The organism is uncultured Marinobacter sp. (assembly GCF_947488835.1).
In the GTDB taxonomy this organism is placed as follows: domain Bacteria; phylum Pseudomonadota; class Gammaproteobacteria; order Pseudomonadales; family Oleiphilaceae; genus Marinobacter.
Map to the genome: position 1 here is coordinate 623,401 of NZ_CANLBK010000001.1, position 14,990 is coordinate 638,390.

General features: G+C 50.1%; 10 protein-coding genes and 1 riboswitch. Of the genes, 9 read left to right on the forward strand and 1 reads right to left on the reverse strand.

Annotated features, from left to right (window positions below; translation table 11 throughout):
• Window positions 1-45 precede the first annotated feature (45 nt).
• The 6 genes from prsR (at window position 46) to Q0824_RS02920 (ending at window position 9,446) form a co-directional block, all read left to right on the forward strand.
• Window positions 46-1,419: a PEP-CTERM-box response regulator transcription factor gene (gene prsR, locus Q0824_RS02895; RefSeq protein ID WP_298447365.1), complete on the forward strand. Its 1,374-nt coding sequence runs from the start codon at window positions 46-48 to the stop codon at window positions 1,417-1,419.
• 52 nt (window positions 1,420-1,471) lie between these two features.
• The gene (locus Q0824_RS02900; RefSeq protein ID WP_298447367.1) at window positions 1,472-4,108 is read left to right on the forward strand and encodes a tetratricopeptide repeat protein; all 2,637 of its coding nucleotides are present in this window, start codon (window positions 1,472-1,474) and stop codon (window positions 4,106-4,108) included.
• A 181-nt stretch (window positions 4,109-4,289) separates the two neighbouring features.
• Window positions 4,290-4,374, forward strand: a riboswitch (cyclic di-GMP riboswitch).
• A gap of 35 nt (window positions 4,375-4,409) precedes the next feature.
• Window positions 4,410-5,117: a DUF4114 domain-containing protein gene (locus tag Q0824_RS02905; protein ID WP_298447369.1), complete on the forward strand. Its 708-nt coding sequence runs from the start codon at window positions 4,410-4,412 to the stop codon at window positions 5,115-5,117.
• Between the two features lie 183 nt (window positions 5,118-5,300).
• Complete coding sequence (locus tag Q0824_RS02910) at window positions 5,301-6,656, forward strand: exosortase/archaeosortase family protein (protein ID WP_298447370.1); 1,356 nt, start codon at window positions 5,301-5,303, stop codon at window positions 6,654-6,656.
• A 282-nt stretch (window positions 6,657-6,938) separates the two neighbouring features.
• Complete coding sequence (locus tag Q0824_RS02915) at window positions 6,939-8,588, forward strand: FAD-binding oxidoreductase (RefSeq protein ID WP_298447372.1); 1,650 nt, start codon at window positions 6,939-6,941, stop codon at window positions 8,586-8,588.
• A 54-nt stretch (window positions 8,589-8,642) separates the two neighbouring features.
• The gene (locus tag Q0824_RS02920) at window positions 8,643-9,446 is read left to right on the forward strand and encodes a PEP-CTERM/exosortase system-associated acyltransferase (RefSeq protein WP_298447374.1); all 804 of its coding nucleotides are present in this window, start codon (window positions 8,643-8,645) and stop codon (window positions 9,444-9,446) included.
• 89 nt (window positions 9,447-9,535) lie between these two features.
• On the opposite strand, the gene Q0824_RS02925 is transcribed toward Q0824_RS02920, so the two are convergent.
• Window positions 9,536-10,345 carry a THxN family PEP-CTERM protein gene (locus tag Q0824_RS02925; protein ID WP_298447376.1) on the reverse strand — a complete coding sequence of 270 codons (810 nt, stop codon included), beginning with the start codon at window positions 10,343-10,345 and terminating at the stop codon, window positions 9,536-9,538.
• Between the two features lie 498 nt (window positions 10,346-10,843).
• On the opposite strand from Q0824_RS02925, the gene Q0824_RS02930 reads away from it, so the two are divergent.
• From Q0824_RS02930 to Q0824_RS02935, 3 genes are all read left to right on the forward strand, one after another.
• The gene (locus tag Q0824_RS02930; protein ID WP_298447378.1) at window positions 10,844-11,719 is read left to right on the forward strand and encodes a CDP-alcohol phosphatidyltransferase family protein; all 876 of its coding nucleotides are present in this window, start codon (window positions 10,844-10,846) and stop codon (window positions 11,717-11,719) included.
• Between the two features lie 126 nt (window positions 11,720-11,845).
• Window positions 11,846-11,947, forward strand: coding sequence for a hypothetical protein (locus Q0824_RS17325; protein WP_366521635.1), 102 nt, complete (start codon window positions 11,846-11,848; stop codon window positions 11,945-11,947).
• 457 nt (window positions 11,948-12,404) lie between these two features.
• Window positions 12,405-14,990 (forward strand): hypothetical protein, encoded by a 2,586-nt coding sequence (locus Q0824_RS02935; RefSeq protein ID WP_298447380.1) that lies wholly within the window; start codon window positions 12,405-12,407, stop codon window positions 14,988-14,990.

Here is a 14,990-nt window from a genome sequence, read left to right on the forward strand (position 1 = left end):
AAGAATCATATATTGGAACATCAAAACAAAGGACTTGTTGCTGTTGTGACTAGACGACTACTGATTGTAGAGGACGATCCGGGGCTTCAAAGCCAGATGCGCTGGTGTTTTAGCGACGGCTTGGAGGTAACTGTCGCTGCAGACAGAGAAGCCGCCATAACAGCCCTGCGGCGCGAAGAGCCTGACGTTGTCACTCTGGATCTCGGGCTGCCGCCAGATCCTGGCGGTGCGACCGAAGGCTTTGCACTCCTGGAAGAAATTCTGCGCCTCGCACCTTTAACCAAGGTGATTGTAGTAACTGGCCGGGAAGACAAGGAAAATGCCGTAAAAGCCATCGGCATGGGTGCATCCGATTTTTACCAGAAACCTTTGGACGCCGATATCCTCACGTTTGTGGTCAACAGAGCCTTCCGCCTCGCCGAGCTAGAGCGGGAGAACCACGACCTGGCACACCAGAGCAATGGCACGTCAATCAAAGGCATCATCGCGGCAAGCCCGCAAATGATGGCTGTATGCCGTACATTGGAAAAGGTCGCACCTACAGATGTAACCACGCTCATTATTGGTGAAACCGGCACAGGCAAAGAGGTTCTCGCACGGGCGATACACGATCTCAGCCCTCGTGGGGGCAATGCGTTTTCAGCCATTAACTGCGCAGCTATCCCTGAAAACCTTCTTGAAAGTGAACTCTTCGGCTTTGAGAAAGGCGCCTTCACAGGCGCTACCCAAGCCAAAAAAGGCAAGATTGAAAGTGCCAATGGCGGCACCCTCTTTCTGGACGAAATTGGCGACATGCCAATGGCGCTCCAATCTAAACTGCTCCGTTTCCTGCAAGAGCGGGTTGTCGACAGAGTAGGCTCGGTAAAGCCAATCCCTGTCGATGTCCGGGTAGTGTGCGCCACCCACCAAAACCTCGCTCAACTCATCGAAAATGGAAGTTTCCGCGAGGATTTGTACTACCGAATCAGTGAAATCACCCTCGATATCCCAGCTGTTAGGGAGCGGGACGGCGACGCACTGGTTATTGCACAATCCCTGCTGAAAACCCTCGGCAAACAGATGGACAGGCCAAACCTCACGTTCTCTGACGAGGCCGTGAATGCCATCAACTGCTATTCCTGGCCCGGCAACGTGCGGGAAATGATCAACAAGGTGAAACGCGCCACCATCATGGCAGATGGCAAACGCATTACCAGCGCGGACCTTGAACTCCCAGGATGTGAAGCAGCCGGAGCAAGCCACCTTAATCTTCGCCAGGTGCGAGAACAGGCTGAAAGCCAGGCAATCCTTCAGGCGTTGCAAACCAGTGACTTCAACATGACTCAGGCCTCGCGGCTATTGGGCGTTACCCGCCCTACGCTATATAACCTGACCGACAAATATAGAATCGATACGTCAGTGGCAACCCCGGAAGCTTAGAGCAACCTACGGGCGCTCGTTGGCAGCGTACAGTTTCAAGGAGCAGTTTTAGATGATACCCAGGCAAATAAGAAAGAAAACACTTCCCGGGCTGGTTCTTGCGAGCAGCCTCATGCTTGCATTCCCGTTACTCACGGGCTGCAACGGCGGCCCAGACAATTCGGAGGCACTCTCACACATCACCCGTGCCGACACTTACTCTACGCAAGGGCAATACCGCTCAGCCTTGCTTGAAGTGAAAAACGCCATACAAAAGGATCCGAATAACGTCGAGCACATTGTGCACCTTGCAGATTTGTACCTGCAGGTTGGCGCTCCAAAAGAAGCAGCGCAACTACTTGAGCCCTGGAAAGAAGAGCAGCCACGAGCAATTGCCCTCACGCTCGCCCGTGCCTATGTGGAACAGGGCAAACACCTCTCCGCTACAGAAACCTTAGCCCTTCAGACTCCAAGTACCCCGGAAGAACAACTGGAGGCATCACTAATCCGCGCTGAAACCCTGCGCAGATCCGGCGAGCGCGCGGAGGCCTTGGCACTCTACGAAAGCCTCGTCACAAGTAACTCGAGCAGCACCAAGGCTATAACCGGCCTTCTTCAAACCCAACTTAATCTGGACAGAAACTCACAGGCAATAGAGACGGCAAACACATGGCTCGCAGCGAATGTGCAGGCTCCGGAAGTTTTGTATTGGAAAGGCGTGGCTCAATATCGACAAAATCAACTGGAAGACGCATCTGCCACTCTGACGGATGCCGTGGGTGTTCTGCCGACATCGGATCTTTTCCTCCCCATACGGCGCATGGTGCTGTCCACTCTCTCCCAGGTTCTCACTGAGCAAGGCAAGATAACCGAAGCCCAGCTGTACAGCCGGATACTGGCAGAAAATAGTGATACCTCGGCGCAGGTTCAAGGCGAGGCAGTTATCGCGGCCCTCAAAGAAGGCAAATTTGAAGAAGCGAAAGCCATACTGCGGGACACCCTCAAGCTGGATCCTGAAAATGAAAATGCAGCCATGCTACTGGGCGCAATTTCCGCAGGCACCGGCGAACTGGATGAGGGTACGCAGTTGCTCACTGAAAACCTGGATCCGGAAACAACACCTACCCAGTTTATAAGGGCCGCCACAATGGCCCAGATTGATACCGGCGACCGAGAAGCCGCTCTGAAAACCCTGGATCGAGCGATAGAAGCTCGCCCCAATGATAACGAACTCTTGGCCATGCACGGCATTCTAGCTCTCAGCCTTCCAGACCGCGAGAATGATGGCCTTGCAAGCCTAAGCAAAGCAATCAGCAATGAACCCGAGCGCGTGCGACTAAGGCTAGCACTCGCACGATATTACCTGCAAAAAAACCAGCCAGAACAGGCTCTCGGTCAACTGCGCATGGCTTTCACTGCAAATCCTGCCGACTGGACCGCCACCAGCACCTACTTAAACCTTCTAGTCCGACAGGGTGAAAAAAAGGAAGCCAGCGAGATTCGCGACTCACTGCTTAATGGCTATGGTGATCAGCCCCAAGCCATCATGCTGGCAAGCCTTGCAGATACCCAGCTCGGGAATCCAGACAAAGCCGCATCACGGCTTGAGAAGCTTGTTAAAGCTAGTCCGAATCTGCAAGCGCCAAAAATTGCACTTGCCAGTCTTTACGCCCAATCTGGACAACGCGATCAAGCCGTTGATTTACTGGTAACTGCTGCAACAATTACACCAAAAGTCATACGGCCTCTCCAGCAAGCTGGCCAGATCTACATGTTGGATCATACTATTGACGAGGCAGATACATGGCTTGCAGGAATCGCTAACAAGCACCCTGAATTAAAGCAAAACACCGATGCGCTCCGCGCGTTGATTGCGATAACGCAGACCGACCTGGCTGGGGCTAGAACATTGCTCTCTCAATGGAAGGGCTCAGACTCTGCAATCATCAACCGGGCCTACGGCCAACTATTGCTTGCTGAAGCGCAAGTCGCAGTGAACAACAAAGATTGGAGCACGGCCCGCGCTATAGCAGCCGAAGCAATTACCCTTGACCCTAAAAACCAGCAGTTTGCATTGCTACCGGTGGCGATCGCAGAGGCAGAGGGCCAAATGGAAGAGGCCTTCGAAGCCCTAGATTCAGTTGAAGAAAATCATGGCAAAACTACATTAACCATCATCTCCCGCACTAAACTGCTCAATCAGCAGAAAGGCACCAATGAAGGTTACACCTATCTATCTGAACAATGGCAATTAACCAAAAATATACAACTCATGCCTTTTCTTCTCGGACTAGCCAGGCAAGAAGCTCCAGATACCTTGGGCAACCTGACAGAAACCTGGGTTGACCAAGCCCCTGAAAACGCCGCTGCACACTTGGCAAGAGCAGAATGGCTAATGACAGACAAGCAGGACGCGGCGGCAGCGAACCACTACACGCGAGTAATTGAACAGCAGCCGAACAATGTTGCTTCATTGAACAACCTGGCCTGGGTGCTGCGCAAAGATAACCCGTCCCGCGCATTGGAGTTAGCACAACAAGCCAGCAAACTGGCGCCAAATAGTCCTGCTGTACTGGATACATATGGCTGGATTCTCCACCTCTCAGGCCAGCACGCTGAAGCCAAAACAGCCATAGAAAAGGCGCTCACTCTTGCGCCAGATAACAAAGAAATCGCTGAGCACCTAGAGATAGTGAAAAAGGCTCTGTAAAACTTCGGTGCTAACGGTGTGTTTGGTAGTGGCCTGAGGTGTCAACATCTCAGGCCTTTTTTTGAAGATGTGTCGAATTTGTTTACAGCACGCCAGAAACCCCCTTTAAATACCTATTAAAATCATCTGGTTACACTCCTGGCACACTAAGTGCTTATCTGTAACCGCAGGATCGGTAGTACCGGTCGTACGCCAAACCATTCGCGAGGATGGGACGGAAAGCCAAGGATCTCAGATCACAAAAGAGAGACCGCCTGGCTGCAAGCAAACGGAATTCAAAGTAGTCAACCGGAGAATACATATGCAGTACAAAACAGCCTTCACAATGGCAGCGATGCTTTCTTTTCCCGTAGCAGCTTTAGCTACGCCCACTTTAGATCAGATCATCTCTGGCGCACCGAATCTTTCCGATAATGGCGCTCAGTCCTTTCAGCTTATTGATATGGACAACACACAAGACGATTTCTTTGCGCAGATCGTGCTTGAACAAGCCTCATATGAAAGCAACATGGGCATCTATTCGTTTGATACAGACATCAACGGTAATGCCATACTCGGCAACAAGCTTCAGGTCTTTGCTGCTAACCAAGAGCCAGGCTTCGCCTCTAGTCAATCGGTCTACTTTGACTTGTTGAGCGGCATTGCCTACCTGGACGATGATGGCAACGTAGGTTTAACAACCGGTGATACTCAAGCGCTTATCGGACGCACATTCGGTTTCTACCTGGACGTTGTAAACACAGGGCAGACGTATTACTCCCACGTTAACTTAAACAACGACGGCTTCGACCATCTAGCGGCATACACCACTGCTGGTCATGGTGGCGTTACCAATGCTTTCGATCTGATTCTTGCCTGGGAAGACCTACCCAATGGCGGGGATAAAGATTTTACTGATATGGTCGTTGCAGTGAGTGACGTCGTAGCAGTGCCTGAGCCCGGCACCCTCGCCCTTCTCGGTCTTGGCCTTGCAGGACTTGGAGCGGCCCGCCGTCGTCAGAAAGCCTGATTTCGCTTGAGGAATCTATAAGCCAGCTCCCGCTGGCTTTTTTGTTCTGAATTTGAGTTTTATGTAGACCTCATACACAGTATCCTGTCGATTGATCAGCAGTCTGGCGGACAAGCGATGTTAAGGAAGACATTAGAAAACCTCCCTCTCACGAAGCCATACTTGGCTGTTACAGCGATTGCTGTGCTAATTTTTCTCCCCACCTGGATCAGGCTCGCGGAAGCCTGGCTTGAATTCGAACAGGTTCTGGCACACGGTCTTGCAACTGCCGTCATCTTTCTTGGTCTTTTGTTGATTCATCCGCCCAGCCACGTCGAACGTCCATCAACACCGAAGCCCTACCACCTTGCAGGCGCAGTTCTTTTAGTTGCGACAACGCTGATTTGGGGTCTGCTGGAACTGGTTCGCATCGATACTTTAGCCTACCTGTTGCTGCCCGTCGGACTGATTGCAACGGCCTGGGCAATGCTCGGATTGGCGCGAACACTGGCATTTCTCCCCTACGTTTTCCTTCTATCACTGTCACTGCCTATCTGGGCAGACCTTGTTCCAGCTCTGGTTGACCTTGCAAGTATTGTTGTAGGCACGTGGGTAGGTTGGTTCGGAATGACCGCCCTCATTGAAGGCAACAGCATCACCCTGCCCTACGGCCGCCTCCTCATCGCAGACGGCTGTTCCGGCATACGTTATTTTGCGATTGCCATTTTGCTGGCAATGATGACTTCCATCCTCAACGACTACCGTTGGCGGGATTGGCTCATCACCTTGCTGGCTGCCATAACCTTAGGTCTTATCGCCAACTGGGTACGTATAACCGTCTTGGTTGTGGTTGCTTACGAAACTGATATGCAAAGTGAAATGCTTTCTGATCACGAAACCATGGGCTGGGTCGTATTTGGCGCCTTTATCCTTCCGGCCCTATACTTTTCGCCAGTTCGTAGACGCATCACAAAACCAATCGTGCCGGCTGAGAACGGAATCAACTATAAAAAAGGTATCGCTGCAATTGCCATTGCAGCGATTCTTGGGCCGGTGGCGCTCCTATTTGCCCAAAGCACAGCTAGCGTAAAACCGGAATGGGAACTTAACCTCCCTGATTTCCGGCAGGTTCAGGCCGGCAAGCTGCCATTACCTATCACCATCCCCAGCGGACTGAATGAGCAGGTATGGCGCTCCGGAAATACTTGGATATCACTCGCACAAAGCCAGAAAAAAAGCACTACTGAAAAGCTTGTCCCCTATCTGCCTCAGTTGTTCGATACGTCTGTTTGGCACATAGAAGAACAGCTGGAGCCCGGCCTCAAGGTTTATCGCAACATCCTTACCAGAGATAAAGTACTGGTGGCTCAATGGTATAAGGTAGGCTCGCGAAAAATCTGGAGCTACCGCAACGCCAAGCTACTCCAAATTCCAGCGGCACTTGCAGGTGAAACACGATTTGCACTGGTTACTATTCAAACGTTCTGTGGAACTAAAGATTGCACCGACTCACTTACTAAAGTGCAAACCACAGCATCTTCAGTTGATAGCCAAAACTAATTAACTTTTATAAGGCAATTATCATAACCTCGCAATAAAGATTAAAAAACATACAGTTTAACATTATTTAACAAAATCCAACTTCAAGTCATTTCTCTAACTTCATCCCAACTACCTGTTACCCCATTCGTTATTCCTAGAATGCGGCTTTCAGGCGCTTATCCATACGACATATATCGCCCTTCCCTCCTAGATTATACTTTTTTGCCTGACGACAAACGTCACGGCGACAAACCTTAATCATGCTTTTATAGATGCTACATATGAACCTTGGGAGCGCCTGTGGATAGCACCTCTACCGAGTCTGCAATCACTGAATGGATCAACATCCTGGGGGAATCCCAAGTAATCGCCGCTAAACCAGCGGATTTTGGTGCCTCCACGATTGGAATTAAACGCTCTATTCCGGCAGTACTTCGCCCGGAAAGCCAGGAACAGGTAGCTGCAATTTTGCAGGTTGCCCAACGGTGGCAAGTTCCCGTCTATCCCGTTAGCACCGGCAATAACTGGGGTTATGGCAGTGCGAACCCTGTTGAGGATGGCTGCGCCATCTTGGACCTTAGCCGGCTGAACCGTATTACCGGTTTCGACTCGGAAATGGGCGTTGTCACCGTTGAGCCAGGCGTGACTCAAGCTGCTCTGAGAGACTTCCTCGATCAGCAAGAAGGTGATTTTCTGGTTCCGGTGACCGGCGCAGGCCCCACCTGCAGCATTCTTGGCAACGCTCTAGAGCGAGGTTACGGAATCACGCCAATTACTGACCATTTTGCAGCTGTCACCAAAATAGAAGCGATCTTGCCTGATGGCAGTCATTACCGAACACCCCTCAGCGAACTTGGTGGTTCGGAGGTAGACGGGCTTTTCAAGTGGGGCCTTGGCCCTTATATGGATGGGCTTTTCAGTCAGGGAAATTTCGGCGTGGTTGTAAATATGACCATTGCCCTTGCACCAGCACCGGAAACTGTGACGGCGTTTTTCTTTTCCACCAAAGACGACGCCAAACTGGAAGCATTAGTACCTACCGTAAGGGCGGTGTTGCGAGCGCTCAGCGGTTCGGTTGTGGCGATCAATCTGCTCAACAACCAGCGCATGCTCTCAATGATGGCACCCTTCCCCGAAGACGAGGCTATTGAAGGCGTTCTACCTGCGAAAGTAATCGAAGATCTTGCCAAACGCCATAACGTTCCGGCTTGGAGCGGAGTTGGGGCGATTTACGCATCAAAGGAAGTAGCCCGAGCCGCCAGGCGCACGTTAAGACGACTGCTCGGCCCAGTAACTGACCGCCTTATTTTTATCAACCAGCGCAAAGTTGAAACCGTGCGAAAAGTTTCCCGCATGCTGCCCGGCAATCTGGCTACACGAGTTAGAGGCATGACAGATACCCTCGCGGGCGCGTTAGAAATCATGCACGGCAGCCCAAATGACGTCGCTTTGGCATTAGCATATTGGCGCTCGGGTGCCCTGCCAGCTCACGGACAACCCAAAAACCCTGCACGAGATGGCTGTGGGCTCATATGGTTCGCGCCGCTTGTTCCCATTCGGGGAAAAGACGTTCGCCGCTATACCAATATGATTGAAAAAATTTGCCCGCAGTACGGCGTGAATCCGCTTATTACATTAACGACGGTAAATGAGCGCTGCTTCGACTCCACGGTTCCATTGCTATTTGACCGCAGTGACGCCGAGGCAACTGCAAGGGCTAACAATTGTTATCGAGCGCTATTGGAGGCCGGAAAAAAGGAAGGCTTCCTACCCTACCGTCTTAACATCAATGCGATGGACATCCTCAATGGCGGCTCTGCTTTCTCCATGATCGCCAACAAACTAAAAACTGCAGTCGACCCGAATTTCATCCTGGCACCCGGGCGATACGTACCCAGGGTTAACACCGCTCCAGAATCAACAATCACCCCGAAATCTGACCAGCTATAACTTAGATACACCCGGCATAACAGCTCCCTGAACGGGAATATATGAGGACTCATAATGCAAACCGGCCAACAAACTCACGAAAACGTCAGCACCATTTTTAACTCAGTATTTAATGTCCAGCTGGCCACCTCTCCTGAGGTAATTAACGAAGTTTATGAACTTCGATATCAGGTTTACTGCATCGACAAGCCATTCGAGGATCCCAACTGCTTCGCCGACAAGCGGGAGCACGATTCATACGACCCACAATCTGCGCACGCTCTCATTCGCCACAGAATGACGGGAGACAGCGTTGCGGCCGTTCGTCTCGTTATGGCCGGGGATAATCCGGAACAGGCCAGTTTTCCCATGGAAGGCCCTTGTTTGCACCGTATGGACCAAGCGGCACAGCAAGCTCTCGCGGACGCGCCGCGCCAGCAGATCGCTGAAATATCCAGAATGGCTGTCAGTAGAGAGTTCCGACGACGGCTTACCGAGGAAAAATCAGTCTCCGGCATCAGCGAGCCCGCATACTACAGCGATTCGGAGAACGGCAAGCGCGCCATGCCTTATATCAGCCTCGGGCTATTCTCTGCAATTCTCCAGATGTCCGTAAAGCACGGGATAACCCATTGGATGGCGGTCATGGAACCTGCACAACTGCGCCTGTTGAAGCGATTTGGCGTGGAATTTGATCATGTAGGGCCCGTTATGGAGTACCACGGCCGCCGTCGTCCTGCCTTCACTGAGGCTGCGTCACTAATTGAAGGCATGAGGAATCGCCGTCCCGATGTTTGGTCATTGGTTACTGAGGGTGGTCGATACATACCGGAAAAAGCCAATACCGGCTCGATGGTATACCCCAGACAGGTTGCATAATCTCGACTTGTAACAATAAAGCCCCGCTTCATCATAGCGGGGCTTTATACCATCAGCACAGTTATTCAAACGTTATTGCCGTCCAAACATTATGCTTTTGCTGCTTTTCTTCTGCGTGAAAGACCAAGACCCGCGAGGCCCATACCCAGCAGGGCCAGAGTACCTGGCTCAGGCACCATCTCTACAGCTGTAATTCTAAACTTAGTCTGGAAGTTGGTAACAGCATTCTCTGCCGTCACAAGCCCCACACATCCGCTTGGTGCTCCGGCTGCTGCACAGCTTGGATCGCCCAATGCGGTCAGGTTTGCCAGGTTCAGAAACAGCGAGTAGGTGTAGCCGCTATAATCAAACTCCGATTTGAATTCATAGCTTCCATCCATGAGGAGATCAGCACCGCTTACGTCCGCAATGGTGAAAATGTCGGCGCAGGGATCTCCTATTGGTTCGACACACCCTCCAGCGTTGAGAGTTTCTGTGAAGAAGCTGGCAAACGTTGTATCCGCCGCTGGAAGCGAAGGAGCCGCCGGCATGAATGGAGTCAACGTGAGTGTGGATACCAAATCAAAGCTGCTCAACGCGGTGCCTACAGCAGGTAGTTCATTATTGGTGTGGGTGAATACCCCACCGTTAACATAGCCTCCACCGGTGATCAAACCGCTTGCTGCACTCGCACTCGAAATCCCGACAGAAGATTGAGGTCCGTCCCCAACGCCCCACGAGAGAAGGTTAGTGCCTTCCCCGGAAACAGAGCCGGTTCCGCCAGTGTCGGTAATATTCTCGAATACACTGTCTACGTTAAAACCCCAATCAGTAACCAAAGCAGCATTGGCAGATTGCGCGCCGAGTGCAAAGGGTACGATAAGGGAGGTTAAAAGCGTTCTTTTCAGGGATGTTTTCATTGTTGTCTCTCCTTGTAATGAAAGCGCTTCAGATGGAATTTCATATAAAATTCACGTCGGCGCTGCTTGGACATTCAGCATCATCCATGCCATATCGTTAAAGTTGTTATCTTTCAGCAACGTGAAATATTGTCAAATCTAAACTTCGCTGACATAGAACCTAGGTGTAAGTATCTTCGACACCTAAGCGCTTAAAATATGTCTCATCGGACGTCATGTTGTTTTTAACGAAGCGTTCAAGGCGACCGAATATAACAAAATAATTAAAAAACCTATTTTTATAGTCGCTTTTTGACTAAACGATTTTAATTGTGGATATACGTACTACAAGCCTCGTAAATTATTCTGACGCCAGAAATATAAAGTCGCCAGTAGGGCAGTTCCGGTGAGAATCTTTGCTATTCTGTAAAAAAGCTCTAACAAGCGGATTGGCGGGTAAAAATTGTTTTTTTTTTATTTCACTCTTATGGAAGAGTAAAAAGAACAAAGGCCTATAAAATGAATAAAGATAATAACTTCAACACTTTGAAGGAACGTGAATGGTCTCTTTATTCGCAAAGAGGAGATTATTTTACGCGCTGGTTTGGCCTACCTGTTTCACTGCGCATAACCAACCTGTACCTGAACTTGGGGCTGAACGAAAATCATGCCTCAGCCTCAATGTTCATTACCGGCCTTATCGGCGCTGCACTGATGATCCTGGGGCCATGGGGTATTTTTTTAGGTGCTTCCTTTCTGGTACTACACCACCTGTTTGACTATGTGGATGGCCAAATTGCGAGGCACCATGGCCGTGCAAGCGTAAATGGAGCCGTGCTGGATCGCTGGAATCACTTCCTGGTAGAGTCGGCAACCTTTCCCTGCCTTGCGTTCGGTCTATATCTGGATAGTGGCCAGACGTGGCCCTGGATTGCGGTGTGGATACTGTATATATGGAACCGTTTTCGTGTTTTGCTCGCCCAGCTCCCTGCAAACATATTGTCGGAAGAACTTTCAAGGTACCCAGCGCTCGAACGGGAGATGATGCGAATGAATCTTTCTAATGGGCGGGAGCAACCGGCTAATGCCGAACCCATTACCAGTGATGTCAGTAACAAAGCAATAGCAAAACCGAAACGTGAAATCAGGTCTTATATTTCGAGTATGCGGGTCGCAAGCACATCCTATAACGGCTTTACGATACTGCTTTGGTTTGGCGCGGCAGTGGATCTCGTAGCCATGCACTTTTTTTCGCAGGATGGCGCGATTGAGGCAGTAATTATCATTCTGACAGCCTATGCCATTCTTAATATTCTCGATTATTCATGGACTTACATCAGCTCGGATAGGGTAGCTTTAGAGCTCACTGCCCGGCTCAAAAGTTTTTCAAAGTGATAAGGCATTTCGTAGCTGCAACTCATGTCCATTAGCCAGAAAGTCATTAAAAGTGCCGGGTTTCTACTCGGTTTACAGCTCATACATCGTGGTTTAGGGATTATCAGCACCTTCATCTAGGCTCGACTGCTTACTCCCGATCACTTTGGCATCGTTGCACTACTTACTATCGCATTACATTTTTTCAAATTATTAGTAGAAACCGGCAACCGACCATATATCATTTAAAAGTCAGTACTAGCAGACGAAGATCCTGACACAGCATGGACGCTGGATCTCCTGTCAAAATCTCGGATTGCTGCGCTTATAAACTGCACATCATCTTTTATTGCAGCTTGGTTCATCAATGACCTCGAACTTACACTTGCTCTCGCAGAAACTTCATTGGTTGTTGCCATGGTTCAGTCACTGGATCTATCAGACCATCATTTCCTCGTTCAGTTTTTGTTCTTGGTACCTTGCATGTAACAACAGCCGCACGATGTACCGGAGTTATTGGATTCTGATTTCTTAGGGGGACAGAGGAATGGAACCACCTTCGCCACCTCGTAAACCTGGCCCGCCAGAAACGAAAAACTCCAAAGTTACCCCTTGTACACTGGAAGCCTAAAAAATGTAGCTTTATGTTACCAAGCCAGCGGATTATCCTATGCACCACACAGGGAGTCATGCAGCAGGCAGATTTATGGATAAAATAGCCATTCGTTTAAATGAAACAGTCGGCATTGCTCGTAACAAGGAGCCAGTCAGCCTTGGCATTCCTCTGCCCCCAGGAGCAGCACAGTCTACCAACCAGTTTTCACTCATGGATGGCCAGCAACCGGTCAGCGTTCAGCTTGTACCTCTGGCCCACTGGCCAGACGGCAGTATCCGCTGGGTTCACGCCAGCTTTTTGGTCAGCCTGGATGCTTGCCGCGAAAAAGAGTTAGTACTGGTCAGGCTTGAACGCCCCTCACCCGCTGAGCACGCGCCCGCTTTTAATCAGACCATTGATGGCCTTGAGGTAGAGACATCCGCTGGCTGCGTTCATATAGAACCTGACACCCTGTCGTGGCACTTCAATAGCTCAGGCAGTGAAAGTACTCAATCGACGGTAACTCTGCATGATGAGATGGGTGTACCCTGCACTGCAAAAGCAGAATCCACATGGAAAATCAGTCAAAATGGCCCCGTATTTCTCGCCGCACACTTAAAAGGCCAATGGCAAAAACAAAACGAAGATCTGTTGGCACGTTTCGACTGTGAGCTTCGTATTTTCCTGGAAACCGGCCTCGTTCAAGTTGAACTGACAACTCATAATCCGAAGAGAGCACGCCATCCAGGTGGTTTATGGGATTTAGGTGATTCAGGATCAGTGTATTTTCGCGAACTAGCCGTTATAACAACGGTACCCGATCCCAGTTATAGCAAGGTCAATCCGCAAGCTACGGATAAAAGCCCAGTCAACTTTGATGTTACCGATTTCAACCTTTACCAAGATTCCAGTGGCGGCGAGAATTGGCAAAGCAGAAACCACCTCGGATCTGACGGTGAAATAACTCCCCAGTTCCGTGGTTACAAGTTCACTGATGCAGTTGAGTTGCGACACCAAGACAAGCGGGCTAACCCACTCATCACCATTGAGTACGATTCCGGGCAGCTCAACGTCACAGTACCCAACTTTTGGCAGAATTTTCCAAGCAGCCTGCGCAAAGAAGGAAACAATTTAACAATCGGCCTGTTTCCAAAAGATGCTAAGAGCGCTTATGAGCTACAGGGTGGCGAAAGAAAAACCCTAAGCTGCTTGATGGCGCACCACGCCAACAACAGCATCCACGCAACAGCTTATACACCGTTGGTACCAGTGCTTTCCCCTGAGTGTTATGAGCGTGCAGACGCCTTTCCGTGGTTCAAGGCCAATTCTCAACCCAGCGGTCTGGACGATCTCATAGCTGAAGGGCTGAACGGAAACTCCAACTTTTTTGCAAAAAGAGAGATTATTGACGAGTTTGGCTGGCGTAATTTTGGTGATATTTTCGCAGATCACGAAACTCTCTATCAGGCCGAGGGAGAGCCTCCCTTTATCTCCCATTACAATAACCAGTATGACCCGATATACGGCTTTGCAAGGCAGTTTGCTTTAACCGGGGATAAGCGCTGGTTTCAACTGACGGATGATTTGGCTCGCCATGTCGTGGACATAGACATCTATCATACTGATGAAGATCGCGCCGAATACAATAATGGCTTGTTCTGGCATACAGACCATTATCTTGATGCTCAAACTGCCACACACCGCACATTTTCCAAACTCAACGATTCAAGCTCTACGCCCGGTCAAACCGGCGGGGGGCCTGCCGAGGAGCACTGCTATTCAACCGGCCTCCTCTATCATTATTATCTTACGGGCAACGATAAATCACGCCAGGCTGTTCTTGATCTCGCTCAGTGGATGACAGCGCTTCATGAGGGCCGAGGTGGGTTATTTGAACAACTACTCGCTCTTAAGAGGCGGGAAATACGAACGTTAAAGAGAATGATCCGAGGGGAGCAGGTAACTACCCACCGATACCTTTTTACCCGTGGAACCGGAAACTATCTGAACTCTCTATTGGATGCCTGGGAACTTGACGTTGAGGGGCCATGGCTCGAGCGTGCAGAATTCGTAATCAGGAATACGATACACCCTGCTGACGACATTGAGCTGCGAGACCTATTGGACGTTGAAAATCGATGGTCTTATCTGATTTTTCTCGCCAGTCTTAGTCGCTATCTGAACGTTAAGCGCCTATTCGACAGTGAAGATGAGCACTATGAGTACACTAAAGCATCACTACTACACTATACGGACTGGATGCTAAAAAATGAACGGCCTTTCATGACCGATGTAACTCAGCTCGAATTTCCAAATGACACCTGGGTGGCTCAAGATTTGAGAAAAGCAATGCTCATGTTTCAAGCATCAGAGCTCGACCCTGAAAAATCCGCTAAATATCGGGAAAGGGGGGGAAACTGGTTGCAGGAAGTCACAGAAGTTCTTCAACACAGTAAGGAGGCTCATTTCACAAGGATACTGGTGATTCTCATGCTGATTCATGGTCCCCAAACCTTGGCCACCGACAAGTGCTTGTCATGTAGCGGCACAACTTCTGTAACCGGCCACTGGCCCCGACCCGTTCTGACGTGGAGACAGCTTAGCTCGCGAATTGTCACGCGGGTACTTCGCGCCATCAAAACTTTTAAGCCATCCCGCGAAAGGATTTGGCTAAACACACGACTGGATCGATCCTGA

Excerpts from the sequence above, each read along its gene's own strand:
- Q0824_RS02925 (WP_298447376.1), bottom strand. The coding sequence starts at position 10,345 with ATGAAAACATCCCTGAAAAGAACGCTTTTAACCTCCCTTATCGTACCC.
- Q0824_RS02935 (WP_298447380.1), top strand. The coding sequence starts at position 12,405 with ATGGATAAAATAGCCATTCGTTTAAATGAAACAGTCGGCATTGCTCGT.
- Q0824_RS02900 (WP_298447367.1), top strand. The coding sequence starts at position 1,472 with ATGATACCCAGGCAAATAAGAAAGAAAACACTTCCCGGGCTGGTTCTT.
- Q0824_RS02920 (WP_298447374.1), top strand. The coding sequence starts at position 8,643 with ATGCAAACCGGCCAACAAACTCACGAAAACGTCAGCACCATTTTTAAC.
- Q0824_RS02930 (WP_298447378.1), top strand. The coding sequence starts at position 10,844 with ATGAATAAAGATAATAACTTCAACACTTTGAAGGAACGTGAATGGTCT.
- Q0824_RS02905 (WP_298447369.1), top strand. The coding sequence starts at position 4,410 with ATGCAGTACAAAACAGCCTTCACAATGGCAGCGATGCTTTCTTTTCCC.